25 protein-coding genes are annotated in these 24775 nt (G+C 62.6%); 13 read left to right on the forward strand and 12 right to left on the reverse strand.

The window, feature by feature from the left end; genetic code table 11:
- Window positions 1–583: 583 nt before the first annotated feature.
- The 3 genes from LB566_RS00170 to LB566_RS00180 all read left to right on the forward strand — a co-directional run bounded on the left by LB566_RS00170 (window position 584) and on the right by LB566_RS00180 (window position 4711).
- The gene (locus tag LB566_RS00170) at window positions 584–4345 is read left to right on the forward strand and encodes a vitamin B12-dependent ribonucleotide reductase (protein WP_224622352.1); all 3762 of its coding nucleotides are present in this window, start codon (window positions 584–586) and stop codon (window positions 4343–4345) included.
- 77 nt (window positions 4346–4422) lie between these two features.
- The gene (locus LB566_RS30470; RefSeq protein ID WP_318012821.1) at window positions 4423–4500 is read left to right on the forward strand and encodes a hypothetical protein; all 78 of its coding nucleotides are present in this window, start codon (window positions 4423–4425) and stop codon (window positions 4498–4500) included.
- A 4-nt stretch (window positions 4501–4504) separates the two neighbouring features.
- Window positions 4505–4711 carry a type II toxin-antitoxin system HicB family antitoxin gene (locus LB566_RS00180; protein WP_224622356.1) on the forward strand — a complete coding sequence of 69 codons (207 nt, stop codon included), beginning with the start codon at window positions 4505–4507 and terminating at the stop codon, window positions 4709–4711.
- Between the two features lie 113 nt (window positions 4712–4824).
- Here the strand turns inward: LB566_RS00180 and LB566_RS00185 are convergent, their stop codons facing one another.
- From LB566_RS00185 to LB566_RS00225, 9 genes are all read right to left on the reverse strand, one after another.
- Window positions 4825–5889, reverse strand: coding sequence for a GH25 family lysozyme (locus LB566_RS00185; protein WP_140548830.1), 1065 nt, complete (start codon window positions 5887–5889; stop codon window positions 4825–4827).
- A 170-nt stretch (window positions 5890–6059) separates the two neighbouring features.
- Window positions 6060–6845, reverse strand: a complete 786-nt coding sequence (locus LB566_RS00190) for a phosphodiester glycosidase family protein (protein WP_224622358.1) — start codon at window positions 6843–6845, stop codon at window positions 6060–6062.
- Between the two features lie 131 nt (window positions 6846–6976).
- Window positions 6977–7603 carry a transglutaminase-like cysteine peptidase gene (locus LB566_RS00195; protein ID WP_140548834.1) on the reverse strand — a complete coding sequence of 209 codons (627 nt, stop codon included), beginning with the start codon at window positions 7601–7603 and terminating at the stop codon, window positions 6977–6979.
- Window positions 7604–7809: 206 nt separating this feature from the next.
- Window positions 7810–8682, reverse strand: coding sequence for an undecaprenyl-diphosphate phosphatase (locus LB566_RS00200; protein ID WP_224622359.1), 873 nt, complete (start codon window positions 8680–8682; stop codon window positions 7810–7812).
- Window positions 8683–8937: 255 nt separating this feature from the next.
- Window positions 8938–9135: a hypothetical protein gene (locus LB566_RS00205; RefSeq protein WP_224622361.1), complete on the reverse strand. Its 198-nt coding sequence runs from the start codon at window positions 9133–9135 to the stop codon at window positions 8938–8940.
- A gap of 270 nt (window positions 9136–9405) precedes the next feature.
- Window positions 9406–9801, reverse strand: coding sequence for a GFA family protein (locus LB566_RS00210; RefSeq protein ID WP_224622363.1), 396 nt, complete (start codon window positions 9799–9801; stop codon window positions 9406–9408).
- A 148-nt stretch (window positions 9802–9949) separates the two neighbouring features.
- On the reverse strand, window positions 9950–10906 hold the full coding sequence (locus LB566_RS00215; RefSeq protein ID WP_224622366.1) for an alpha/beta fold hydrolase: 957 nt from the start codon (window positions 10904–10906) through the stop codon (window positions 9950–9952).
- A gap of 207 nt (window positions 10907–11113) precedes the next feature.
- Complete coding sequence (locus tag LB566_RS00220) at window positions 11114–11362, reverse strand: ParB N-terminal domain-containing protein (protein WP_006206067.1); 249 nt, start codon at window positions 11360–11362, stop codon at window positions 11114–11116.
- 122 nt (window positions 11363–11484) lie between these two features.
- Window positions 11485–12444, reverse strand: coding sequence for a LysR family transcriptional regulator (locus LB566_RS00225; RefSeq protein WP_224622368.1), 960 nt, complete (start codon window positions 12442–12444; stop codon window positions 11485–11487).
- 133 nt (window positions 12445–12577) lie between these two features.
- Between LB566_RS00225 and LB566_RS00230 the strand changes: the two genes are divergently transcribed.
- The 9 genes from LB566_RS00230 to LB566_RS00270 all read left to right on the forward strand — a co-directional run bounded on the left by LB566_RS00230 (window position 12578) and on the right by LB566_RS00270 (window position 21209).
- Complete coding sequence (locus tag LB566_RS00230; protein ID WP_224622370.1) at window positions 12578–13360, forward strand: ABC transporter substrate-binding protein; 783 nt, start codon at window positions 12578–12580, stop codon at window positions 13358–13360.
- 56 nt (window positions 13361–13416) lie between these two features.
- The gene (locus LB566_RS00235) at window positions 13417–14064 is read left to right on the forward strand and encodes an amino acid ABC transporter permease (RefSeq protein WP_224622372.1); all 648 of its coding nucleotides are present in this window, start codon (window positions 13417–13419) and stop codon (window positions 14062–14064) included.
- Window positions 14065–14077: 13 nt separating this feature from the next.
- Window positions 14078–14737 carry an amino acid ABC transporter permease gene (locus tag LB566_RS00240; protein ID WP_224622374.1) on the forward strand — a complete coding sequence of 220 codons (660 nt, stop codon included), beginning with the start codon at window positions 14078–14080 and terminating at the stop codon, window positions 14735–14737.
- Window positions 14734–15498, forward strand: a complete 765-nt coding sequence (locus tag LB566_RS00245) for an amino acid ABC transporter ATP-binding protein (RefSeq protein WP_318012807.1) — start codon at window positions 14734–14736, stop codon at window positions 15496–15498. Before LB566_RS00240 ends, LB566_RS00245 begins: the two co-directional genes overlap by 4 nt.
- An 8-nt stretch (window positions 15499–15506) precedes the next feature.
- Entirely contained in the window at window positions 15507–17147 is a 1641-nt protein-coding gene (locus tag LB566_RS00250) for a N,N-dimethylformamidase beta subunit family domain-containing protein (RefSeq protein ID WP_224622375.1), read from the forward strand.
- Window position 17148: 1 nt separating this feature from the next.
- Entirely contained in the window at window positions 17149–18534 is a 1386-nt protein-coding gene (locus tag LB566_RS00255) for an aspartate aminotransferase family protein (protein ID WP_224622377.1), read from the forward strand.
- 4 nt (window positions 18535–18538) lie between these two features.
- Window positions 18539–19468: a 3-keto-5-aminohexanoate cleavage protein gene (locus LB566_RS00260; protein ID WP_224622379.1), complete on the forward strand. Its 930-nt coding sequence runs from the start codon at window positions 18539–18541 to the stop codon at window positions 19466–19468.
- Between the two features lie 200 nt (window positions 19469–19668).
- The gene (locus LB566_RS00265; protein WP_411910446.1) at window positions 19669–20184 is read left to right on the forward strand and encodes an N-acetyltransferase family protein; all 516 of its coding nucleotides are present in this window, start codon (window positions 19669–19671) and stop codon (window positions 20182–20184) included.
- A complete protein-coding gene (locus LB566_RS00270; RefSeq protein WP_224622383.1) occupies window positions 20181–21209 on the forward strand; it encodes a histone deacetylase family protein in 1029 nt (342 codons plus the stop codon). The genes LB566_RS00265 and LB566_RS00270 overlap by 4 nt, the downstream gene beginning before the upstream one ends.
- 15 nt (window positions 21210–21224) lie before the next feature.
- Here LB566_RS00270 and LB566_RS00275 read toward each other — a convergent pair whose 3' ends face one another.
- The 3 genes from LB566_RS00275 to LB566_RS00285 all read right to left on the reverse strand — a co-directional run bounded on the left by LB566_RS00275 (window position 21225) and on the right by LB566_RS00285 (window position 24191).
- The gene (locus LB566_RS00275; protein WP_224622385.1) at window positions 21225–22493 is read right to left on the reverse strand and encodes a cysteine desulfurase-like protein; all 1269 of its coding nucleotides are present in this window, start codon (window positions 22491–22493) and stop codon (window positions 21225–21227) included.
- 47 nt (window positions 22494–22540) lie between these two features.
- On the reverse strand, window positions 22541–23608 hold the full coding sequence (locus LB566_RS00280; RefSeq protein WP_224622387.1) for an aldo/keto reductase: 1068 nt from the start codon (window positions 23606–23608) through the stop codon (window positions 22541–22543).
- Window positions 23609–23729: 121 nt separating this feature from the next.
- Window positions 23730–24191, reverse strand: coding sequence for a hypothetical protein (locus tag LB566_RS00285; protein ID WP_224623602.1), 462 nt, complete (start codon window positions 24189–24191; stop codon window positions 23730–23732).
- A 384-nt stretch (window positions 24192–24575) separates the two neighbouring features.
- Here LB566_RS00285 and LB566_RS00290 point away from each other — a divergent pair, with 384 nt between their 5' ends.
- Window positions 24576–24740, forward strand: coding sequence for a hypothetical protein (locus tag LB566_RS00290; protein ID WP_140493788.1), 165 nt, complete (start codon window positions 24576–24578; stop codon window positions 24738–24740).
- The last annotated feature ends 35 nt before the right edge of the window (window positions 24741–24775 follow it).

A 24775-nucleotide genomic window follows, 5' to 3' on the forward strand; every position in this document is an offset into this window, starting at 1 on the left:
CCCCTCGGCGAGGGGCGACCGCCGCACCTTCATTCTATCCCCGTTATCCACATGTGTGACACACAAGATGTTGGGGTCACAAAAGCTACGCAAACGAATCCTTGACGGCGCAAAACGAGTCGCCTTTTATAGGCCATGCGCTCCTGTTGAGAGCGCGACCGGAAAGTTCTGAGCCCGGTCTTTTTCCCGGATTATGTGCGTTTTTCCCCACATTTCCGCCTGTTTACGAGGCTGGCGGAAGCGTTGGGATTGTGGGGGCCTGGGCGATAAAGGGAGAATTGTCGGACTGGAATAAATTGTCTGTTAACACTATATTTAGTGTTTGCAGGCAGGTTCGACGCTAGATAATGTGAATTTCCCTCGAGTGAGGGAATCGGAAAAAATCAGTTTTGAGGGACCCGCGGGTTCGTCGGTGAGCTGGACAGGCGCTTCGCGAGAAGTTTGACCAGCAAGTCGGACAGAGACCGCGAAAATGGAGAGCCGGCCGTTTTCGAACGCCGGCAGACGGCGGAGTGCGCGTTTCACCTTTGGGGCAGAAATCCCTCGGGAAAAGCGCTATATATAGACAAAAGGGACCGGACCAATGCGCATCGAGCGTCGTTTCACCAAGCCAGGCCAATCTGCTTATGCGGAGATCGAATTCCGCAAGGCGCTTTCCGAGATCAAGAATCCGGATGGCTCGGTGGTGTTCCGCTTGGACAATATCGACGTGCCGGCGCAGTTCTCGCAGGTCGCTGCCGACATCCTGGCGCAGAAATATTTCCGCAAGGCCGGCGTCCCCGCGCGGCTGAAGAAGGTCGAGGAGAACGATGTTCCCTCCTTCCTGTGGCGCTCCGTGGCCGACGAGGCCGAACTTGCCAAGCTGCCGGAAGCCGAGCGCTACGGGTCCGAGATCGACGCCCGCCAGGTCTTCGACCGTCTGGCCGGCACCTGGACCTATTGGGGCTGGAAGGGCGGCTATTTCAAGTCGGAGGAAGACGCGCGCGCCTTCCGCGACGAGCTTGCCTACATGCTGGCCACCCAGCGCGTGGCGCCGAACTCGCCGCAATGGTTCAACACCGGCCTGCACTGGGCCTATGGCATAGACGGCCCGAGCCAGGGCCACTTCTATGTCGACCCGTTCACCGGCAAGCTGACCAAGTCGAAATCCTCCTACGAGCACCCGCAGCCGCATGCCTGCTTCATCCAGGGCGTGCAGGACGACCTCGTCAACGAGGGCGGCATCATGGATCTGTGGGTGCGCGAGGCGCGCCTGTTCAAATATGGCTCGGGCACCGGCTCCAATTTCTCGCTGCTGCGCGGCGAGGGCGAAAAGCTGTCCGGCGGCGGCCGTTCGTCCGGCCTGATGAGCTTCCTCAAGATCGGCGACCGCGCTGCGGGCGCCATCAAGTCGGGCGGCACGACGCGCCGCGCCGCCAAGATGGTCATCGTCGATGCCGATCACCCCGACATCGAGGAATTCATCGACTGGAAGGTCAATGAAGAGCAGAAGGTCGCCTCGCTGGTGACCGGCTCCAAGATCGTCAAGAAGCATCTCGAAGCCATCATGAAGGCCTGCGTCAACTGCGAAGGCCATGACGACGACTGCTTCGACCCCGCCGTCAACACCGCACTGAAGCGCGAGATCAAGGCGGCCAAGAAGTCCGCGGTGCCGGAGAACTACATCTATCGCGTCATCCAGTTCGCCAAGCAGGGCTACACCTCGATGTCGTTCAAGACCTACGACACCGACTGGGATTCCGACGCCTACCTCACCGTGTCGGGCCAGAACTCCAACAATTCGGTGTCGCTGAAGGACAATTTCCTGCGCGCCGTCGAGGATGATGCCGACTGGCACCTCACCGCCCGCAAGGACGGCAAGGTGCTGAAGACGCTGAAGGCCAGGGATCTCTGGGAAAAGATCGGCTACGCCGCCTGGGCATCCGCCGATCCGGGCCTGCACTTCAACACGACGATGAACGACTGGCACACCTGCGCGTCCGCCGGTGCGATCCGCGCCTCCAACCCGTGCTCGGAATACATGTTTCTCGACGACACGGCCTGCAATCTCGCCTCGATCAATCTGCTCCCCTACCGCAATGCGGACGGCACGATCGACATCGCCGCTTACGAGCACACCGTGCGGCTGTGGACCATCGTTCTCGAAATCTCGGTCATGATGGCGCAGTTTCCGTCGAAGGAGATCGCCAAGCTCTCCTACGAATACCGCACGCTGGGCCTCGGCTACGCCAACATTGGCGGCCTGTTGATGACCTCGGGCATTCCCTATGATTCCGATGAGGGCCGCGCCATCTGCGCCGCGCTGACCGCCATCATGACCGGCACCGCCTACGCCACTTCGGCCGAAATGGCGTCCGAACTCGGCGCCTTCCCCGATTACGACCGCAATGCGCAGAACATGCTGCGCGTCATGCGCAATCATCGCCGCGCCGCCTATGGCGACAAGGACGGCTATGAGAAACTGGCCGTCAATCCGGTGCCGCTGGTCGCTTCCGACCTCAAGCAGCAGGACCTGGCGACGCACGCCAAGGCTGCCTGGGACCGCGCCATCGAACTCGGCGAGGAGCATGGGTATCGCAACGCGCAGGCGACCGTGATCGCGCCGACCGGCACGATCGGTCTCGTCATGGATTGCGACACCACCGGCATCGAGCCCGACTTCGCCCTGGTGAAGTTCAAGAAGCTCGCCGGCGGCGGCTACTTCAAGATCATCAACCGCGCCGTGCCGGAAGCGCTGCGCACGCTGGGTTATTCGGAAAGCCAGATCGCAGAGATCGAGGCTTACGCCGTCGGCCACGGCAACCTCAACCAGGCGCCCGGCATCAACCCCGGCTCGCTCAAGGCCAAGGGCTTCACAGACGACAAGATCGCGGCGCTCAATGCCGCGCTGAAGTCGGCCTTCGACATCAAGTTCGTCTTCAACCAGTGGACGCTGGGCGCCGACTGGGTGAAGGAGACCTTTGGCTTCACCGACGAGCAGCTCAACGACTTCTCGTTCGAGATGCTGCCGGCACTGGGCTTCTCCAGGAAGGACATCGAAGCCGCCAACATCCATGTCTGCGGTGCGATGACGCTCGAGGGAGCGCCCTTCCTCAAGGCCGAACACCTCCCCGTGTTCGACTGCGCCAGCCCCTGCGGCAAGATCGGCAAGCGTTCGCTGTCGATCAACAGCCACATCCAGATGATGGCGGCCGCACAGCCCTTCATCTCCGGCGCCATCTCCAAGACCATCAACATGCCGAACGACGCGACGGTGGAGGACGCCAAGGGCGCCTACATGCTGTCTTGGAAATTGGCTCTCAAGGCTAACGCGCTCTACCGCGACGGCTCGAAGCTGTCGCAGCCGCTGAACTCCTCGCTGCTCGCCGATGGCGAGGACGACGAGGACGAAGCCATCGAGCAGCTGATCGCCGCCCCAGCCGCGCAGCGTGCGGTGCAGGTCACCGAAAAGATCGTCGAGCGCGTCGTGGAGCGTCTCTACCGCGACCGCGAAAAACTGCCGAACCGCCGCAAGGGGTATACGCAGAAGGCGGTCGTCGGCGGCCACAAGGTCTACCTGCGCACCGGCGAGTTCGACGACGGGCGTCTCGGCGAGATCTTCATCGACATGCACAAGGAAGGCGCTGCCTTCCGGGCGATGATGAACAATTTTGCCATCGCCATCTCGCTCGGCCTGCAATATGGCGTGCCGCTCGAGGAATTTGTCGAAGCCTTCACCTTCACCAAGTTCGAGCCGGCCGGCATGGTGCAGGGCAATGACGCGATCAAGAATGCCACGTCGATCCTCGATTACGTGTTCCGCGAACTTGCCGTGTCCTATCTCAACCGCCACGACCTCGCCCATGTCGACCAGTCGGATTTCGACAAGACGGCACTCGGCCGCGGCATCACCGAAGGCAAGGCCACGCCCTTCTCCAAGGGGCTCTATCGCGGTGCCTCACCGGTCAAGCTGGTATCGGGTGCCGAGCCCAAGGGGTTTGGCGGTTCTGGCCCGGCAACGGCCCCTGCCCGCGTGGCGCCGACGGCCTTCTCCGGCTCCAACGTGCTGGCGCTGAAGCCGGCGAGCGACGAGGCCATCGCCTACAAGCGCGACTATGAGGAACGCGCCAGGGAACTGGTCGAGGATATCGTCGAGGAGGAAGCCGAGGCTTCGGGCGGGCTGTTCACCGACACCGCCGCGCATGAGGCCGCGGAAGCCAAGGCGCTTGCCGCCACCCGGCGCCAGCAATCGCTGATGCAGGGCTACACCGGCAACGAATGCTCCGAGTGCCATAACTTCACCATGGTGCGGAATGGCACCTGCGAGAAGTGCGATACGTGTGGAAGCACCAGCGGGTGCAGCTGAGAGCTGACGCCGCCTCTGGTTGCAACCAAGGGCAACCATCGCCAGTAAAGCACAGTGCCAAAGCCGGCCGCGTCACCGTGGCCGGCAAGCCGTCTGAAGAGGCTACGCCAGGAACCCTGAACAGCATCCTCAAGCAGTCCGGTTTAAAGGAGTGACGACTTGCGTTACGCGGTAGTGATTGAGAAAGCAGGAAATAATTTTTCTGCTTATGTGCCGGACCTACCGGGCTGTATCGCGACCGGCGCGACGGTATCCGAGGTGGAAACCGAGATTCGCGACGCAATACGGTTTCATATCGAAGGCTTGCAAGCCGATGGGCTGGATGTGCCCGAAAGTGTCAGCCTGGCGGAATATATAGAGGCATAGTCTATATCCAGGCACTGCTCAACACGGTGCTTGGGGCCCTTTCGCGGAGCGAGGAGTCAACGGCAAGAGCAAGCAGCTCAAACAGGCGCCAGGACGGGGCGAATGGCGCCGCCTCAATCCGCGTCGGCCACCATTTGCCGGCCACCGGCCCAGGCGCGCCATTGCCGCTCGTCGCCGTGGAAGACGTTGAGGTCGATGCGGCCGGTGACGCCATGCGACAGGCCGGAGCCGGAATATTGCCAGAACAGCCATTTGCGGCCGGGATAGACTTTTGAGGGGTGCTGCGCCACGGCGCGCAGCCAGAATGAATAATCGAGGAATTCGCCCCTGAGATTGTCGCGGTAGAAATCGGGCGCGGTGTAGATGATGGGCCGCTGGCCGTAATGGCGCTCAAGCTTGTCCATGAACACCTGCATCTTCTCCAGCACCTTTTCACGCGACGGGCGCCGCTTGCAGCTGGATTCACCGTTCCACTCGACATCGATCACCGGCGGCAAGGCACCGTCGACCTTGGGCACGTTGCGGATGAACCAGTCGGCCTGCTCGCCGGCGGTGCGGCACCAGTAGAAGAAGTGATAGGCGCCGCGCTTCAGTCCGGCGGCGTCGGCGTTGCGCCAGTTTTTCATGAACAGGGGATCGAGATGGTCGCCACCGTCCGTGGCCTTGATATAGGCGAAGTTGGCGCCCTGTGCGCGCAGCTTCTCCCAGTTGACGTTGCCTTGCCAGCGCGACACGTCGACACCATGCACGGCAAGGTGACGGGGCGAGGAGCGGCCGAAATTGATCGGCTTGGCATCGCGAAAGCCGTAGCGCGTGACCGGCCCGGCAAGCATCGCAGGGGCTGCCCGCGACAAGAGCTTCGGCGGCGACACCAGCGCCGCTGGCTCGACGACCGGCGGCTCCACGCTGTCCGGCAGGTCGGGCGCCGGAAACGCCACCGTCTCTTCCTCGGCCAGGCCGTAAGGCCGGACATTCTCGTCCGCCGGCACGGCTTCCGCCACTCTGCGTTCAGCCTTTCTCACTGGGACCGATGCGATCGGCGCGCTGGGCCGCACTACCGAGCTGGTGATCTCGTTCGATGGTTTCTGCATGTCCAGCGCGTCCATGCCCGATGTCGATGAGCAGCCGGCAAGGCACAGCGATGCGATCACGAAACTGACGGCGCCTGGTAACCGCATCTTGACCTGTACTCAAACACAACAGACCGAAGGCGACGGCCGACGGACAAACCAGGTCTAGTTATGAACGGGAAATTACCAATAAAGATTGAATCAAGTTTTAAGCATGTTGGGCACGGTTCCGAGTGTCGGCCGTGCGCGGTCACAAGCGCAATCTAGGCCTGCCGATCCTATCGCCTGAAGACGCCGATCATCGGCCCCAGATTCCAGTAGTCGTCATTGCGGCCGATGGCCGGCGCGAGCAAGCTCGATATCGACCCGTCGAGGAACAGCGCATTGTCGCAGCCGAGCCCGTCGCGAAACAGGCGTGCGAAAGCATGGAATGTCACCGTGCCATTCGAAATGGCGAAGACGGCGACACCGTCCCTTCGCACCCCGACACCGTCGCGCGTCTTGCGCGAGGTGCTGTCGGCCCGGAATTTCTGGTGCAATCGGCCGTCGATCACCAGCATCGGTCCGGACTGCGTGGCATAGTCGGTGGGCGGACGCTTCCTCAGGAAATCCCTTGTCGCGCGGACCGCGGCCTTGCCGTCGCTGATGTAGAAAATGCCATTGGGCTGGAGCGAAAAATTGCCGCTTCCCGACCCGACCTTCGCCGAGGCCAGTTCCTGCCCGCGCTCGACATACAGGCCGACCGGCGCGAGATTTGGATGGTACATGCCGGCATTGATGGCGAACAGCATCGTGCGCCCGGCCCGCCGCTGGGCGTCGTCGAGATTGTGCAGCGACTGATAGGGCTTGCCGGCGGGGTCCTTCCAGAACAGTTCGATCCGATATTGCCTGGGATCGACCTCACAGACGAGATAGCTGGTGGCCTCGAAGGCGAAGTCGCGGCACGGCGGCAACGAGGCGAGCCACTGGCCGAGCGCCATGCCGATCGCCGCCGCCGACGGCAGCGCGGTCTTGATCAGCGCGAGCAGCAAAGGCGCGGATTGGAGGACAGTCAAAAGATCCATGTGCGCACCGGATTGCCAGTCCAACGAGCCGCTGCCAGCATTCGCCGGCGCGACGCAAGACCGGTCCCAAGAGGGAATGGATCAGACGGCCAAGGTCGAAGTGCGGCTGCCGATATCAGAAAGCGGCGACATCATTGAACAGAGCTGACGAGCCGCTCGTCGCCGCCAAGGATGGAAACCCAGCGACCGCTGTTGTCGCTCGCCTGTCTCTTCAGGTAACGATAGCCTGTCTGGTTCCAGAGGCGAACCTTGTCGCTGAGATTGTCGAGGATGAAATCGCCCTTGTCGGTGCGCACCGTGAGCACGGCGTGGCCTTCGCCGTCCGGCTTGCGCACCACCGTCATCAGCAGATTGGCGATGGCAATGCCGGCGGCCTTGAGCTCGCGCTGCTTTTCAAGCGCGTAGTCTTCGCAGTCGCCAAACCCGTTGTCGGGATAGGCCCACCACTCGTCCTTGCCGTAATTGTCGATGTCGCTCATCGGCTTGACGCGGGTGTTGACCGAGAGATTCACGGCGGAAATTTGCCGCAACAGCTGGCCGGTCATGCTCTCCGGCGCGTTGTCGGGCGAGCGGATGGAGCATTCGGCGGAATGGACCTTGCAAAAATCATAGTGCCCGATCGGCTGGGAGGTTTGCCCGCCGATGGTCATGGAAAGCGGTCCCGCATTCGCCAAACCCGCGGCCGAACAAAAAGCCGTCAGCGCAAACGCGAACCCCAAACCCGTCGCCTTGCGGCGCCAACCCACCGAGGATGCCATACGGCCCCACCCATCTATTTTGTTAACAGAACGTTAAAGATGGATTTTGCCCGGAGTCAATGAAGGCGGCCGATCACATCTTTGGCGATCGACGCATGCCCGACCAGGGTTGCGCCGAAGCAACACCGGCAAGCACATTCCTGGAAGTGCCTTTTAGTCCTTGTGTGAAGCCGGCGGAAAACCGCTACGCACTTTCCTGGAATGCTTTAGGCAAACCATCCCATGGCCAGCCCCAGCAGCAGGGCGATGCCGAGCACGCCACGATAGATGACGAAAGGCCAGGCCGAGAAGCGTTCCAGCACGCGCATCAGGCCCCATATGGCGAGGAAGGCGGATAGCGAGGCAACCACCAGGCCGACCGCGAGGATCGACCAGCCATGGGCATCGAGATGAGCCTTGTGCAGTTCCCAGAGCTCCTTGAGACCGGCGAGCGCGATGGCTGGCAGCCCCAGCAGGAATGAAAAGCGCGCCGCTTCTTCCCGCTTGAAGCCGAGCCCCAGTGCTGCCGTCAAGGTCGAGCCGGACCGCGAGACGCCCGGGACCAATGCGCCGATTTGGGCGACGCCGACGAGCAGCGCATCGACCATGGACGCCTGGCCCATGGTGCGCGCATGGCGGGCACGGAGTTCGGCCAGCGCCAGCAGAAGTGCCATAGCGATGCAGGCCCAGCCGATGACCCCGAGGCCGCGCAGCGGTGAATTGCAGGCGTTGAGCACGCCGGACAGAGCCACGCCCGCGACGACGATCGGGATCGTCGCCAGCATGATCCAGAGCGCCAGCCGGAAATGCCGGTCGGCGAAATCGCGCCGTTTCAAGGCGCCGAGCGAACCGGACAGGATGTCCCTGACATCGTTCCAGAAGTAGCTGATCACCGCGGCGAGGGCCGCAAGCTGCATGGCGGCGGAGAAAGCGGAGCCGGGATCTTGCCAGCCCAGCACCGCAGGGACGACGCGCATGTGGGCGGTCGAGGAAATCGGCAGCAGTTCGGTGATGCCTTGCACCAAGCCGAGAAATGCGACCTTGGCGTAGCCCAGGCCGACAAAGCCCATGTCCATGCCTTGCATGCAGCTGTCGGCCATGTCGAATTCCATGTCGGAGAGATCGGAGTTGCGCGGACAACGACTGATGGCGATCGGCCCGAGGCAAGCCATACCGCCATGGGGAGGAAAATCAATTTACGGATTTGTGAACTGGCGCCCGCGAACGGGTGTCACCGGGCTCGGAAGGCGTGGTCGAATGTCAACACTGCGCGGCCCCGGCGGAGGCCGCGCCAGGCAGTGGCCAGACCGGCCCGTTGGGTCGGTCTGCAAAAACTGGAGGAAATCACGATGCGATCAGGGGCACAGCCAGAGTTTCTGGCACGCCCTGGCGATCACGTGCGCCGGCGGGACAACCGGCTCCTCGACGGAAGGCCGACGCGCCCGTTCGAGCAGCGTGCGCACCTGTTCCGGGCGCACACGATCGCGCTCCATCACAAGCAGGACCATCGGATCGCTCAAAAGCTCGTCCAGGGTACTGATGCTGTCGTTCATCCGTCGTCTCCTCGAATGCCGGCCCGCACCGGTTAAATAGGGAGACAATGATGGCTCGCCAATGACGCTTTGCCGGCTTTCGCGTGACTGTTTCGATTATTTCGTGACTGTTTCGATTAATTTTTGTCATGGTCACGTAACTTCATCCCTCTGTTGGCCCGAAGGGTGGATGCGTGGCAATGCCACACTTCATCCAGCACGCCTCAACCGTCTCGGCGCTCGAGCGCCGATCCATCTTCTTTCATAAGTCGAGAAGCGAGGCCGGAGGCCTTAGGCAGGCGGCGGGCCTTCGTGCTGCGGCAAGCCGTCATCGAGCACCACCCAAGGTTGCTTGGAGGCGGTCCAGATGTGCATCTGCGGCTTGAAGACGGACGGATCATCGAGTGACCCGGTGGTGACGCCTATGATGCCGGCGGCATCGCGTCGCGAAAACATCGTCGTGCCGCAGCTGGGGCAAAACCCGCGCTTAATATCCGGCGAGCTGTTCACGATCGCGAACGGCCCTTCGACCGTCACATCCTCGATGCGAAACAGCACACGCGCATTGAAGGCGGCGCCGATCGCTTTTTGACAAAGCCGACAATGGCAGATGCGTTCGTTGACGGGCTCGACGTCGGCGCGATAACGCACCGCTCCGCACAGGCATCCGCCGTGATATTTAGCCATTGCCGTATCCGTTCCCGAGAGGATTTGATGCGAGACTATCGACGCCCGACATTGGGTCAATTCAAAAGCATTGATGCGATCCCATCGACGGCTGCGATGAAACTGCCGGCCGCCTCAAGGAGACTGCCGGCACTCAATACCGGACAAGCTATTCGGTTTCGCCGACTACCTCGTCCCAGCTCTTCACCTTGGTCTGGCCGTCGAGGAACGGCAGTGCTGCCGCAGTCAGTTCCGGGGCGAAGAAGACATCGTAGTGCGTTCGGTTGGGCAGAATCGCCAGGCGGTTCCGCGACAGGTTCTCGCGCATCCAGCCAGCGTCCTTCAACCCGCCGCCGAGCATCTGGTAAAACTTGATCTCGTGCTCGGGCTTGTACATGTCGCTGTCGCCATAGGCCAGCATGACCGGCATCTTGAGCTTGGGAACATCGGCCGAGTAGTCGTAGTTCTGGCGCATGAAGTTGCCGAGCGTGTCGAGCAGCTTGGGGAACTCCTCGGGATGCGGCGCCACGGCGACGTAGGATTTGTACATCGGCGTGTCCTTCATGAAAGGGGCGGCGGCCGCGCTCACCTGCGCCTGCTGCGGGCGCATCTCGTCATAGAACCCGTCGGCGGCATAGCCGGTCGAGACCAGCACAAGCCGGCGCACCGATTCGGGATGCTGGACAGCCATGCGGAAGGCGACGCCGCCACCCAGCGAATAGCCCATGACGTCGACATGATCGTAGCCGAGCGCCTTGACGATATCGGCCATGTCGTTGCCCATCGCCTCCAGCGTGAACGGCCGGTCGCCAAGCGCGGTGCGGCCATGGCCTTGCAGGTCGACGGTGATGACAGTGCGATGTTCGGCAAGCTTCGGCAGGATGGGGGCGAACATGTCCGCTGTGCCGAGACCGCCATGCAGCAGAAGCAGCGGCTCACCCTTGCCGTGGACGGCATAATAGTAATTCAGGCCGTTGATCGGCAGCAGGCCGGATTTTTCAGGCTTCGGCGGTGTCTTCGCTTCGGTCGTCATGGCAGATTTTACCTCGTTTGCGTTGGTGATGCCCGGACAGGCGAGAAGCGCCGCGGCCGAAGCAAGAATGGCGAAAAGCAGGGCTTTGGACATATCGATCTCCTCCAGTCTGTCCGTGTGTCGGTGCGTTCTTGAACTGGCTGGTGCACCGGCCCAACCCGCGCGAAAACCGATCGAGAATATTGGTCTGACCCGGCTTTCCGTCCCAAGGACGAACCAGCGAAATGCAAACCGACATCATCAAGGAGAAATTCTGGGGCTTTCCGGTGGATGGGGACCAACGGCGAAATCGAGGACGCCTCAGTGGCGCTTGGCTTGCACCAGATAGGCATCGATCTCGGTCTCGCCGAGCCACTTGGCCGCTTCCAGCCGGTGCAGGCCTTCGACCAATATATGCCGTTTACCGTCGTGGCGGACCTGGATCGGCATCTTCATGCCGTTCTCCAGAATGTCCTCGGCGAGATGACGGACCGTCTCGGGATGCAGCGTCTTCTTGCGCGCCGTCGGCACGTAGATGTCGTCGACCTTGACCTTCTGCACTCTGAGCATGTCGATCCCCGGGGCGGAACGCCGCCTTGTCCTGAGATAGTCGCTTTCTTGACGAGGGCCAAGGGCATGGCGACGAATAGGGAGGCAAGCGGGTTTGTCTGCCGCCGCGCATTTCGATATTATCAGCCTTTGTAGATACGGTCCTCGAGCGGCGTTTCGGCGATCAGCGTCTGCAGGCCCGACAGCAACGCCTTCTCGGCGCGGTTCATAGCCTTGTCCGGATTGACCAGCAGGAAGATGTCGATAGCCGGCGGCGCATCGTAGGGCGGCAGCCGCCAGAGCGTGCCGTCGGCCACATCGCGCCGCGCGACATGCAGCGGCAGCGGGCCGATGCCGAGCCCGGCGACGATCATGCGCCGCACCTCCTCCAGGCTCGACGACACGCCCACGACATCCGCGTTCAGCCGTGCTTCGCTGCGCAACAGCGCGACCGGCCGCAGCGCATCCGATATATGATCGGTCTGGAACGATACCGAGGGCTCGTCGCGGAGATCGGCGAGCGTCAGTCCGGTTTGCCCGTAGAGCCTGTGCCGCGGCCCGCAGAAGAAGCCGAAGAACTCGCGATAGACCATGTCGTATTGCAGCGCCGGATCGCGCTGGCTGACTAGGCAGACGCCAAACGAAGCACGGCGCTCCCTCACCTGCTTCGCCACTTCCGTGCTTGCCGCGACCGAAATGGTGATGCTGGCGCGTGGATAGTTGCTGTGGAATTCCGACAGCGCCCGGTCGAACAGCGGCGAGACCACATGGCTTGCGGTCGCGATCATGACATGGCCGGTGACATCGTCGCTGATGCCGCGCATCAGCAGCGGCAGCTGCGATATGGTGCCGAACACCTCGATGCTCTGCTCGTAGAGAAGCCGTCCAACCTCGGTGAGCTCGAAGCGTGTCGCGTCACGCTCGACCAGCCGCCGGCCGACCCGGTCTTCCAGCCGCCGCAGCGCATTGCTGACGCTTGGCTGCTTGAGGTTCAGCCTCTCAGCGGCACGCGTGATGCTCTTCACTTCCGCGATGACGACGAATGTCCGCAGCAGGTTCCAGTCCAGATCCCAGACCAGCCGTTCGGGGCGCGGCAATGCCATTCCTGATATCTATGCTCCTTATTTCCATTATCTATTTGCGCAATGCTACCGCAAAGGCAATCATTGACCTCAGGAGCGCTCCAACGCCTCCCAAGAAGAAGCCGTCGCGCTCCATCCAGAGGACAGGAATCAGATGAACAAAATATTTTCCGGTATTGCCGTGGCGACGCTGCTGTTTGCGTCTTCCTTCGCAGCCGTCTCGGCTCGGGCCGACGACCTCGAGAAGATCAAGGCGGCGGGCGAATTGAAGATTTCCATGAGCGGACAGTATCCGCCTTTCAACTTCGTCAACGATCAGAACGAGGTCGTCGGCTTCGACGCCGATATCGGCAAGGCGATCGCCGAGCGCATCGGCGTGAAGGGCACCATCATCACCACCGCCTGGGACGGCATCATCGCCGGCCTGCTCGCCAACAAATACGACACCGTGGTCGGCTCGATGACGATCACGCCGGAGCGTGAGAAGGTGGTCGATTTCGTCGGCCCCTACTACCACGCCGGCCGCGCGGTTTTCGTCAACCAGGATTCCAAGGTGCAGAGCCTCGACGAACTCAAGGGCAAGACCCTTGGCGTGACGCTCGGCGAAACGCATGAGAAATGGGCGCGCCAACAGGGCGGCTGGGACATCCGCACTTATAAGGGGCTGCCGGAATTGCTGCTGGAATTGAAGGCCGGTCGTGTCGACGCCATCGTCGTCGACAACATTCCGGTCATGGTCGCCGTCAAGGAGACCGGCGAGAAGGTGCGCAAGCTCGACACGCCGGGTATCGAAGGCGGCAGCGTCGCCATCGGCATCGCCATCCGCAAGGACAATCCGGAGCTCAAGGCCGCCATGCAGAAGGCGCTGGACGGCATGATGGCCGACGGCACCTACCAGAAGATATCCATGCACTGGGTGGGCAGCGACATCCGCTAACTTCGCCAGGCTTCGGCGGTCAAGGCCGCCTGAAGCCAAGAGCCACGGGCCATTGCATGGATTTCTCCTTGATGCAGCGCGTCTTCCCGTTCTTCGTGGAAGCCGCCTTGGTGACACTGGAACTGACAGCGCTGGCCCTGATCCTGGGGCTGGTCGCGGCAGCACTGGCCGCGACCGCAAGAATGTCGAGATCGGCGGTCCTGCGGGCCGTCGGCACGCTCTATGTGAGCCTGTTTCGCGGCACACCCTGCCTGATCCAGCTCTTCGTGCTCTATTTCGGCGGTCCGCAGATCGGCATCAATCTGGATCCGTTCGCGGCCGGCGTGATCGGCCTCGGGCTGAACATCGGCGCCTATATGGCGGAATCAATCCGCGGCGCCGTGGTGGCGGTCGACCGGGGCCAGACGGAGGCGGCGCGCACGATCGGGTTCGGCCGGTTCCAGACCTTGCGCAAGGTCGTGCTGCCGCAGGCCGCCAGGCTGATGATCCGGCCGCTCGGCGTCAACACGGTCGCGCTGCTGAAAGGGTCGGCACTGGTGTCCACCATCTCGGTCGTGGAATTGACCTACACCGCCCAGCGCTTCATCGGCTCCACCTACAAGCCGTTCGAGATCTTCGGCATCGCGGCCCTGCTCTACATGATCATGGTTTATGCCGTCGCCCGTGTCGTCGACTTGCTCGACAAGCGCTTCGCAATCGTCTGAGGGGCGGAAAACGATGCAAGGCCTGGATTTCACCGTCGTCGCGCCCTACTGGGATCTTCTGCTGACCGGCGCCTGGTGGACATCGGTGCTGACGGTCTCGGCGGGAGCGCTAAGCTTCGCCGGCGGCATCTTCTTTGCCGTTGTCGTACTCTACGCACCGGTAATCCTGGCCTACCCCGTGCGCGCCTTCATGTGGGTGTTCATGGGCACGCCGCTGCTGTTGCAGCTCTTCCTGATCTACTTCGGCCTGGTGCAGGTCGGCATCGACATCCCTGCCCTTGCGGCCGGCATTGTCGGTCTTGGACTGCATTTTGCCGTCTACAATGCCGATGTCATCCGGGCGGGCATCGTGGCCGTCGACGTCGGCCAGACGGAAGGCGCGCGCAGCATCGGCTTCGGCAAGTGGCAGACGCTGCGCCATGTCGTGATACCGCAGGCCATCCGCAACACGGCGCCACCCATCGGCAGCAATTTGATCGCGCTGTTGAAGGAATCTTCTATCGTCTCGGTCATCGGCATTGCCGAGTTGGTTCACTCGGCGCAACTGGCGATCAGCGAAACATTCCGCCCCTTCGAATTCTACATCACGGCCGCGGCGCTCTACTACATTCTCAATCTCGTGCTCGAGGCGGCCTTGCATCGGTTTGAAAGACATGTGGAGGTTTCCCGATGAGCACGCAGCGGCCAATGGTCGAGGTCCGCGGCGCACGCAAATCGTTTGGCGCCGTCGAGGTCCTCAGAGGCATCGACCTGTCGGTCGAACGTGGGCAGATCGTCGCCATCATCGGGCCGAGCGGCTCCGGCAAGAGCACGCTGCTGCGTTCCATCAACCATCTCGAGAGTTTGAACGGCGGCGAGGTCTGGCTGGACGGCGTACAGGTCAACCAAGAGCTGCATGGCCATGCGTTCGAAAGGCACATCAACAAGGTGCGTCAGCAGATGGGCATGGTGTTCCAGCACTTCAACCTGTTCCCGCATTTGACCGTGATCGAGAACATCACGATGGGCCCGGTGATCCTGAAAAGCATGCCAAAAGCCGAAGCTCGTGCGCTGGCGCTTGGTCTGCTGTCCAAGGTCGGGCTCGCCGACAAGATCGACGCCTATCCCTCGCGCCTTTCGGGCGGGCAGAAGCAGCGCGTGGCGATTGCCCGCGCGCTGGCCATGCAGCCCAAGGTGATGCTGTTCGACGAGGCCACCTCGGCCCTCGATCCGGAGTTGGTCGATGAGGTCAACGCGGTGATGAAGCAGCTTGCCGCCGAGCATATGACCATGCTCATCGTAACGCATGAGATGCGCTTTGCCGGCGAAGTGGCGGACAGAGTGCTGTTCATGGATGGCGGCGTGGTGGTGGAAGAAGGCCCGCCGGGCGACATCTTCCGCGCCCCGCAAAAGGAACGCACCCGCACCTTCCTCAAGAAATACCTTTCCGCCTGAGTATGACGATGACCAGACTGACCACTGAATTCCCCAATTTCGGACTGACGCCAGAGCAGCGCCGCCACGCAGTGCGCGGCCACTATTATGAGTGGCCAGGCATGGATGGCGAGCGCGGCGAAATCTGGTGCTACAGCGACCGGTTTTCCTATCGCGCCGGCGAGACAGTGACGCTGCATGTCAGTTCGACGGCACCGTCCTTCAGCATGGCGATCGTCCGCGACGGCGGCACGGAAACGAGAATGTTCGAGAAATCGGGCATCGCGGCGCGTTGGCAGGACACCCCCGACCAGTGTTCGGCCGAAGGCTGCGGCTGGGAGGCGTCGTTCGAATTCCGCATCGCCAGCGACTGGCCGTCCGGGGCCTATCGCGTGACGCTGACCGCGGACGGCCGTGACGGCAAGCCGATCCAATCCTATCATCTCTTCATCGTCGCGCCCCTGCCCGGCAAGAAGACAGGCCGTGTGCTGCAGGTGGCGGCGACAGGCACCTGGCTCGCCTACAACACCTGGGGCGGCTCCAATCATTATCAGGGCATCACCGGGCCGGACCGCAACCAGTACTCGCCTGTTGTCTCGACGCAGCGCCCCTGGTGCCGCGGCTTCGTCGTGCTGCCCAAGGAGGCGCCGCGCGTGCCGCTGGAGGTCGCGGTGCCGCCAAAGACCGTGCCGCGCTATCCGCACATGGAATGGGCCCTTGCGACCGGCCATTCGAAGAAATACGCCTCGTCGGGCTGGGCGAGCTATGACAGCCATTTCTTCCGCTTCGCCGAACGGGCGGGCTACGCCGTCGACCTCGCCAGCCAGCATGATCTGCATTTCTCGCCGGACATTCTCGATGGCTACGACTGCGCTGTCTTTGTCGGCCATGACGAATACTGGACCTGGGAGATGCGCGATGCAGTCGACAGCTATGTCGAGCGCGGCGGCCATGCGGCGCGTTTCGCCGGCAATTTCATGTGGCAGACGCGGCTGGAAGATGAAGGCCGCCGCCAGGTCTGCTACAAATACCGTGCCCGCGCCGAGGACCCCGCCTATCGCGGCGGCGACGTCACCCGCGCCACCAACTCCTGGGAGGCGCCTGAGATCGGCCGGCCGGGTTCGGCGACCTTCGGGCTCAACGCCACACGCGGACTCTATGCCGGATGGGGCGGCTGCGCGCCACGCGGTGTGCGCGGCTTTCCCGTGTATCGACCCGAGCACTGGGCCTTTGCCGGAACCGGCATCTATTATGGCGACCTGCTTGGCGCCGACAGCCATGTCTATGGCTACGAGGTCGACGGGCTGGATTTCGAAATCCGCGGCGGCCTGCCCTATCCGACCGCGACCAGCGGCGCGCCGGATGGCTTGGAGGTTCTCGCGGTCGGTATGGCCAGCCAGGTCGAGGAAAGCGCCGATATCCCGATCGAGGATCAGTTTCTCACCGACGAGGACGGCCGCTTCAGCGCCGAGACGCTGTTTGGCGATCGGAGCGACGCCAGCCTGGAAAAAGTCAAACGCGGCAACGGCATGATCGTCAGTTTCCCGCGCGGCAAGGGCGAGGTGTTCCACGCCGGAAGCTGCGAATGGGTCGCCGGCCTGCTGAGGCAGGACCCGATGGTCGAACGCGTTACCCAAAATGTCCTCGATCGTTATCTCGGAAAGTCCTGACATGTCGAACGCCCAGACCGCCGCCCCGGACGCCGAAGCCTGGCGCCAATCGCATCTGTTCTACCTCTCCAGCCTGCGCCGGCCGCTGATCGACCGCGCAGAGGGCATTTATATGTGGACGCAGGACGGCCGCCGTTTCATCGACGGATCGAGCGGCCCAATGGTCGCCAATATCGGCCATTCCAACCGCAATGTGCTCGACGCGATGAAGCGGCAGATGGACCGCGCCACCTTCGCCTACCGGCTGCATTTCGAGAACGAGCCGGCCGAAGAGCTGGCGCGCGAGCTCGCCGGCAAGCTGCCCGAAGGCATGGATCGTATCTTCTTCGTCTCAGGCGGCTCGGAAGCGACCGAATCCTGCATCAAGCTGGCGCGGCAGTGGGCGGTGGCCACCGGCCAAGCCAGCCGCTGGAAGGTCATCACCCGCTTCCCTTCCTATCATGGCGGCACGCTGGGTTCGCTCTCGATCACCGGCGACGATGCGCTGGCCGAGGCCTTCACGCCGATGATGCGGGTGATGCCGACCGTGCCGGCGCCGACCGCCTGGCGCGACCGCGACAATCTCTCGATGGAACAGCGCGGCGTCCGCTATGCCGATATGCTTGAGGAAAAGATCCTGGCCGAGGGGCCGGAAAGCGTGCTCGCCTTCATCATGGAACCGATCGGGGGTGCTGCCACCGCAGCGCTGGTGGCGCCGGACAGTTATTATGCGCGCATCCGCGAGACCTGCGACCGCTACGGCATCCTGCTCATCCATGACGAAGTGATGAGCGGCGCCGGCCGCACCGGCAAATTCCTCGGCGGCGACCACTGGAACTGCAAGCCAGACATCGTCGCGCTATCAAAAGGCCTGGGATCGGGTTATGCGCCGCTCGGCGCGCTGGCGGCGCCGATGCGGCTGGTACAGCCGCTGCTTGCCTCCGGCGGCTTCCAGCACGGCCATACCTATGCCGGCAATCCGCTCGCCTGCGCCGCAGGGCTGGCCGTGCTCGGCGAAATGGACCGGCTCAACCTGATCGCCAATGCGGCCGCCATGGGCGATGTGCTGATGGACGGATTGCAGGGGCTCGCCAAGCGCTTCCCGTTCATCGCCGACGTGCGCGGAAAGGGCCTGCTCACCGGCGCCGAGATGGTTGCCGACCCCGAAACGCTGCGGCCGATAGACCAGGGCAAAAAGGCCACCCAGCGCCTGCTCGACCTCGCCTATGAGCGCGGGCTGATCATCTATGGCCGCAAGGTCAAGGGCGGTGTCGACGGCGACAATTTCATGGTCGCCCCACCGATGATCGTCACCAGCGAACAGGTCGGCGAGATCGTCTCCATTATCGGCGACTCGCTCGAAGTTCTGGCTACCGAACTCGACCTGCCGGTCGAAGGCCAGGGATAAAACAATGGCGCCGAGAAAGGTCATCATCACCTGCGCCGTCACCGGCTCGGTCCATACACCGTCCATGTCGCCTTATCTGCCGGTAACGCCGGATCAGATCGCGGCGGATGCCATCGCCGCGGCCGAGGCCGGCGCCTCGATCCTGCATCTCCATGCCCGAGACCCAAAAGACGGTCGGCCAACGGCCCATCCGGACGTGTTCATGCAGTTCCTGCCGCGCATCAAGCAGGCGACGTCGGCGGTGATCAACATCACCACCGGCGGCTCCTCATTGATGACGCTGGACCAGCGGCTGGCGGCACCTTTGCAGGCCGAGCCCGAAATGTGTTCGCTCAACATGGGCTCGATGAATTTCGCGCTGTTCCCGATGCTCGACAAGCCAAGGGAATGGCAACACGAATGGGAACCGAAGCTGCTGGAAGCCACACGCGACACGATTTTCAAGAATACCTTCGCCGACATGGAAGGCGTGCTGGAGAGGCTGGGCAAGGGCTGCGGCACGCGCTTCGAATTCGAGTGCTACGATGTCGGCCACCTCTATTCGCTGGCGCATTTCCGCGACCGGGGGCTGGTGTCGGGGCCGCTGTTCATTCAGTTCGTGCTGGGCATTCTGGGCGGCATCGGCGCTGATCCGGACAATCTCATCCACATGAAGCGCATCGCCGACAAGCTGTTCGGCGACAGCTACCAGTTCTCGGTTCTGGCCGCCGGCCGCCACCAGATGCCGCTGATCTCCATCGCCGCAGCCATGGGCGGCAATGTCCGTGTCGGGCTGGAAGACAGTCTCTACGACGGCCGCCAGCTGGCGAAATCCAACGCCGATCAGGTGCGCCGTATCCGTGGCATTCTCGAGGGACTGTCGCTGGAGGTTGCCACGCCGGCCGAAGCACGCGACATGCTGGCGCTGAAGGGCGGCGACAGGGTGGCGTTTTGAGATGCGATTGAGATGGTAGCGCCCACCCCGCTCTGGCCTGCCGGCCATCTCCCCCTCAAGGGGGGAGATCGAACATCGCTGCGGCTTTCGCTAATCACTGACATCGCAACACCGGCGGTGACCTCGAAGCTGCCAATCTCCCCCCTTGAGGGGGAGATGTCCGGTAGGACAGAGGGGGGTGCCTTGGCGCCATGCTCTCAATGAACAAGGTTCGCCCATCACGAGCGGTTACACTTCGTCCCGGCCGGATCGACGATGTCGAAACCATCCACGCGGCAATCCTGAAACTCGGAAACCATATCGGCGCGCATCAGGAGATCACCTCGACGCCAGAGGACCTGCGCCGCTACGGCTTTGGCGAAAGACCTGCCTTCTCGACCCTGATCGCCGAAGTCGATGGCGAATTCGCCGGACTTTGCCTGTATTTCCCGATCTTCTCGACCTGGATGGGGCGGCCCGGCGTCTATGTGCAGGACCTCTATGTCGAGGACCGGTTTCGCGGCCGCAGGATCGGCGAGCGCCTGCTGCGGCGCGTCGCGGCCGAGTGCCGCAAGCAAGGCGGTGTTTATCTCAGATTGTCCGTCGATACCGACAATGAGAGCGCAAAGGCCTTTTATGAACGGCTGGGCATCGCCTGGTCGAGCTACGAGCAGACGCAGAAGATCATCGGCGACGCTTTCTTCACCTTTGCCGACGCGCCGGAGGAAAAGGAATGAAAGCCTTCTACGCGCAGGAGCAGAAGCGCCACGACCCCAAGGCTTTCCTTTCCAGCGGCGCCCCGCAGCCCAATCCGGAAAAGCCGGAGCGCGTCGAGAGATTGTTGGCAGGCGCAAAATCGGCCGGCTGCACGATCGAGCGGCCGCGCAATCACGGACTTGGTCCGGTCGCGGCGGTGCACACGCCCGAATATCTCGATTTCCTGGAGCATATCTATACGCGTTGGCAACGCATTGAGGGTGCCTCGGAGGAAGTGATCCCGAACATCCACCCGATCGCGCGCAACGGCTCCTATCCGGCCTCCGCGGTCGGCCAGGCTGGGTACCACATGGCCGATACGGCCTGCCCGATCTCTGGCGAGACCTGGCAAAGCGCGCTGTGGAGCGCGTGGAGCGCGGTCGAGGCGGCGGAAGCGGTGATGGCGGGCGCGCCGGCCACCTATGCGCTTTGCCGCCCGCCCGGTCACCATGCGTTCGCCGACGTCGCCGGCGGCTTCTGCTTCATCAACAATTCGGCCGTCGCAGCACAGGTACTGCGCCGCCAAGCGGCACGGGTTGCGGTCCTCGATGTCGATCTGCATCACGGCAACGGCACGCAAGGCATCTTCTATGCGCGGCCCGACGTGCTGACCGTTTCGCTGCATGCCGATCCGGTGCGCTTCTATCCGTTCTTCTGGGGCCACGCCGACGAGCGCGGCGAAGGCCCCGGTCTCGGCTACAATTTCAACCTGCCCTTGCCACGCAAATCCGCCGACGCGGCGTTTCTGGAAGCGCTTGAGGTGGCGTTCCAGCGCATCCGCGCCTTCTCGCCCGACGCGCTGGTCGTGGCGCTCGGGCTCGACGCGTTCGAGGGTGATCCGTTCGGCGGACTTTCGGTGACGACGCCGGGTTTCTCGCGCATCGGCGAAGCCATCGCCAAGCTCGGCCTGCCGACGGCAATCGTCCAGGAAGGCGGCTATCTCTGCGACGAACTCGGTGACAACCTCACCGCTTTCCTGACCGGGTTCGGCACCAAGGCACGCTGACCGGTCGATCTCGGGTCAGGGCCGCTGCTGCCTGAGCATGGCGATGACCCGATGCACGCTCTCCAGCGTCTCGTCGATCTCGCCGGATGTGTTGTAGTGGGCGATGCCGATGCGCACGACGCCTTGTTCGGCCGGAATGCCGAGCTGGTGGACGACCTCCCAGGCGTAGTTGTGGCCGGACCAGAGGAAGATGTTCTCTGCGTTCATCTGCCGGACGATCGTCTCCGGCGCGATGCCGTCGACGGTGAAGGAGACCGTCGGCACGCGCTCGCCGATCCGGGCGGGGTCGGTGATGCCACGGATCGTCAGCCCCTGGATATCCGACAGGCCGTCGATCAGCCTCCGGGCCAGCACGTTCTCATATGGGATCGACACTTCGAACGCCTTGGCAATGCTTTGCCGCCGTGAACCGCCCTCGCCCGCCGCGGCACCGAGATCGGCGAAATAGTCGATGGCCGCCGTCAAACCGGCCATCAGTTCGATCTGCGGCGTGCCAAGTTCGAACCGCTCCGGCAGGTTGTCTGACGAGCAGCGGCATTTGTAGGGTTGCAAGTCATCGATGACATCGCGACGGCCCCACAATATGCCCATATGCGGTCCGAAGAATTTGTAGGCCGAGCAGATCAGGAAATCGCAGCCGAGGTCCTGCACGTCGATCAGGCCATGCGGCGCGAACTGCACCGCATCGACATAGACCAGGGCACCGGCTTGTTTTGCGAGGCGCGTCAGAGATTTAACCCGATTGATCGAACCGGTCAGGTTCGAGGCATAGTTCAAAGCGACCATTCGAGTCTTCCCGGACAGAAGCCCGGTCAGCGCGGCCTCTTCGACCTGCCAGCTCTTTTCATCGAAGGGCAGCCAGCGCACGACGAGACCAAGATCCTCGGCAAGCTGCAGCCACGGCGAAACATTGCCCTCGTGGTCCATGCGCGTGAGGATGATCTCGTCGCCGGGCTTCATCGTGCGGCCGAGCGTACGCGACATGTGGTAGGTCATCGTCGTCATGTTGGCGCCGATGATGATCTCCTCAGGGCTCGCGGCGCCAAGGAAGTCGGCCATTGCGTGATGCGCTTCGTCGACGACAGCTTGAGCCGCGATCGTCGTTTCGAAATAGCCGCCGAGATTGGCGTTGGTGGTCAACAGGCAGCGCGACACTGCGTCTGCCACAACCTGCGGCACCTGCGTGCCGGCGGGATTGTCGAGATAGATGCGCCGGCGCCCTTTATCGGTCAGAGCGAGCGCGGGGAATTTTCCACGCACTGTTTCAATCGGAAAATCCACCATCGTCTGCATCCCAATGTTATTCTTGGTTAATTCCACTCGCGAGCCAATCAAGGACAGGGATTGCCGACCCGCTGGTGAATGGCGTCCACCGCCTTCTGCATCTCTTCGGTCCAGACGACCTCGACTGAAGACAGCGCCATTTCGAGTTGCGAAATGGTCGTCGCGCCAATGATATTCGAGGTGACAAAGGGCCGGCTCGATACATAGGCGTTGGCGAACAGCGCCGGCTCCAGGCCAAAGGAGCGCGCCAGCTCGTTGTATTCAAGCTGCGCCTCGGCGGCGTTAGGCGTCTCGTAACGCTGGCCGCGGTTGAAGAGCTGCGTGCGCGACCCCTGCGGACGCGCACCGTGATCGTATTTGCCCGAGAGATAACCCTGTGCGAGCGGCGAATAGGCAAGCAGCGAGACCTCTTCGCGATCGCAGACTTCGGCGAGGTTCACCTCGAAGGTCCGGTTGACCAGATTATAGGCGTTCTGGATCGAGGCGACGCGCGGACCAATAGCTTTGTCAGCCTCTGCAATGAAGCGCATGACGCCCCAGGAGCTCTCGTTCGACAGGCCGAAATGGCGGATCTTTCCTGCCTTCATCAGCTCATCAAAAACGGCAAGCGTCTCCGCGATCGGCGTTTCCCCGGTCGGCGCCCCGACGGAATCAGTGCGGCGCGCCACGGCGCCGACGCGCGTCGGATTGGCGCCCCAGGGTATGTCCCGCTCCGGCCAGTGGATCTGGTAGAGGTCGATATAGTCCGTGCCGAGCCTGGCCAGCGATTTGTCGACGGCATCGAAGATATCGGCGCGCACCAGCTGCGACGGCCTGTCGCCGCGAAACCAGCTGTTGGCGGTGCGCCCGACGACCTTCGAGGCGAGTATCACCTTGTCGCGGTTGCCCTTTGCCTTCATCCAGCTGCCGATGATCTTCTCGGTCCGCCCCTGCGTCTCCGGCTTGGGCGGGATTGGGTAGAGCTCGGCAGTGTCGATGAAATTCACCCCGCGCGAAAAGGCCAGGTCCATCTGGGCGTGGCCGTCGGCTTCGGTGTTCTGCTGGCCCCAAGTCATCGAACCGAGGCAGATCTGGGTGACAAGAAGATCGGTCCGACCGAGACGGCGTTTGTGCATGGAAGTGTGCTCCGGCGGGAAAAGCTTGCGCGGCTGCGCGGGGAAGGAAGTTTCATCCTACAAGAAAGCAGAGGCGCTCTCCAAGCCTCGGCAAACCGACTTTTGCGTGAACCAGACTGCGCTACCGGCGAGCCCCTGCCAGGGCGCGCCGCTTGGCCTCGTCGATCAGCATGTTGGCCACCTGCATGCGGATCATGGCGCGCTGGCGCAGGTGCGGCGCGACGCGATCGGGATGGTTCGAAAAGGCGAAGCTGCGGCGCATGCGGCCAAAATCGGCGACAGCCTTAGGTGTGTCCAATCCCAATTCCACGGCAATTGATTCGGGATCGATCGGCGGCAGTTTTTCCTCGGGCTTCGTTTCTTCGCCCGCCAGCGCCAGCTTCGCGTGATCGAGCAGGGCCGCGAATTCTGCGGCGAGATCCGCGCCTGCCTCGCGATACTCCGTGGCAAATCCGCTGCCAGAAACCTTGATACGGCCGGAATGGAGCTCGTCGGCGACGGAAAGATAGTCAAATGGAATCGACGGGCGAGTGGCGGCCTCTTCGCCGTCCTTGTCGGGGGCGACGAAGAGATCATCGAGCAACGAAGCGAAATCCCGCTTGGCGCTGGTAACGATGTCAGCCTCCCCAGTCTCACGGTGTGTTCGAGACATCCACCTTAGGGTCCGCTCGTTAAAAATGCATGCCGCCGATTTTAACAATTGAAAGCGTTGACGAGACTGGACCGCAGCCCCGTCACTCACAAAAGGCCAGGCCGCACTTTCGGCAGTCCGGAATTCGCCGGAAGCGGCGAGGAAAAACCGGCCAAGTGCCAGCAAGAGGGATTTCGCGATCTGCAAAAATTTCAGGCGATGCAGGATCGTGGCAGAAAATTTTGCTGAGCATGGCAGGCATGCAAATGCTGCACTGCACAATTGTCACGAATCCCCTATATTCCGACGCTGGGAGGTCCAACAGGGGCCTGGATTATGGGGTTCTTCACTGAAATGTTCGCGCGGCCACGGCCGCAGGAACATCTGCGTTATCGTGCCGCGCTCGCGCTGCTGCATTCCATGAGCAATGCGGACCGCGCCGACATCGGCATCAAGCCCGCCGATTTCCCGCGCATCGCCCGCGAAATGTCCGTTCGCTAGTTCCGGCAGCCAGGATATTTTCCGCTCCTGATGCG

The organism is Mesorhizobium sp. CA13 (assembly GCF_020165235.1).
Classification (GTDB): domain Bacteria; phylum Pseudomonadota; class Alphaproteobacteria; order Rhizobiales; family Rhizobiaceae; genus Mesorhizobium.

Excerpts from the sequence above, each read along its gene's own strand:
- LB566_RS00170 (WP_224622352.1), top strand. The coding sequence starts at position 584 with ATGCGCATCGAGCGTCGTTTCACCAAGCCAGGCCAATCTGCTTATGCG.
- LB566_RS00185 (WP_140548830.1), bottom strand. The coding sequence starts at position 5,889 with ATGCGGTTACCAGGCGCCGTCAGTTTCGTGATCGCATCGCTGTGCCTT.
- LB566_RS00190 (WP_224622358.1), bottom strand. The coding sequence starts at position 6,845 with ATGGATCTTTTGACTGTCCTCCAATCCGCGCCTTTGCTGCTCGCGCTG.
- LB566_RS00195 (WP_140548834.1), bottom strand. The coding sequence starts at position 7,603 with ATGGCATCCTCGGTGGGTTGGCGCCGCAAGGCGACGGGTTTGGGGTTC.
- LB566_RS00200 (WP_224622359.1), bottom strand. The coding sequence starts at position 8,682 with ATGGCCGACAGCTGCATGCAAGGCATGGACATGGGCTTTGTCGGCCTG.
- LB566_RS00205 (WP_224622361.1), bottom strand. The coding sequence starts at position 9,135 with ATGAACGACAGCATCAGTACCCTGGACGAGCTTTTGAGCGATCCGATG.
- LB566_RS00210 (WP_224622363.1), bottom strand. The coding sequence starts at position 9,801 with ATGGCTAAATATCACGGCGGATGCCTGTGCGGAGCGGTGCGTTATCGC.
- LB566_RS00215 (WP_224622366.1), bottom strand. The coding sequence starts at position 10,906 with ATGTCCAAAGCCCTGCTTTTCGCCATTCTTGCTTCGGCCGCGGCGCTT.
- LB566_RS00220 (WP_006206067.1), bottom strand. The coding sequence starts at position 11,362 with ATGCTCAGAGTGCAGAAGGTCAAGGTCGACGACATCTACGTGCCGACG.
- LB566_RS00225 (WP_224622368.1), bottom strand. The coding sequence starts at position 12,444 with ATGGCATTGCCGCGCCCCGAACGGCTGGTCTGGGATCTGGACTGGAAC.
- LB566_RS00230 (WP_224622370.1), top strand. The coding sequence starts at position 12,578 with ATGAACAAAATATTTTCCGGTATTGCCGTGGCGACGCTGCTGTTTGCG.
- LB566_RS00235 (WP_224622372.1), top strand. The coding sequence starts at position 13,417 with ATGGATTTCTCCTTGATGCAGCGCGTCTTCCCGTTCTTCGTGGAAGCC.
- LB566_RS00240 (WP_224622374.1), top strand. The coding sequence starts at position 14,078 with ATGCAAGGCCTGGATTTCACCGTCGTCGCGCCCTACTGGGATCTTCTG.
- LB566_RS00245 (WP_318012807.1), top strand. The coding sequence starts at position 14,734 with ATGAGCACGCAGCGGCCAATGGTCGAGGTCCGCGGCGCACGCAAATCG.
- LB566_RS00250 (WP_224622375.1), top strand. The coding sequence starts at position 15,507 with ATGACCAGACTGACCACTGAATTCCCCAATTTCGGACTGACGCCAGAG.
- LB566_RS00255 (WP_224622377.1), top strand. The coding sequence starts at position 17,149 with ATGTCGAACGCCCAGACCGCCGCCCCGGACGCCGAAGCCTGGCGCCAA.
- LB566_RS00260 (WP_224622379.1), top strand. The coding sequence starts at position 18,539 with ATGGCGCCGAGAAAGGTCATCATCACCTGCGCCGTCACCGGCTCGGTC.
- LB566_RS00265 (WP_411910446.1), top strand. The coding sequence starts at position 19,669 with ATGAACAAGGTTCGCCCATCACGAGCGGTTACACTTCGTCCCGGCCGG.
- LB566_RS00270 (WP_224622383.1), top strand. The coding sequence starts at position 20,181 with ATGAAAGCCTTCTACGCGCAGGAGCAGAAGCGCCACGACCCCAAGGCT.
- LB566_RS00275 (WP_224622385.1), bottom strand. The coding sequence starts at position 22,493 with ATGGTGGATTTTCCGATTGAAACAGTGCGTGGAAAATTCCCCGCGCTC.
- LB566_RS00280 (WP_224622387.1), bottom strand. The coding sequence starts at position 23,608 with ATGCACAAACGCCGTCTCGGTCGGACCGATCTTCTTGTCACCCAGATC.
- LB566_RS00290 (WP_140493788.1), top strand. The coding sequence starts at position 24,576 with ATGGGGTTCTTCACTGAAATGTTCGCGCGGCCACGGCCGCAGGAACAT.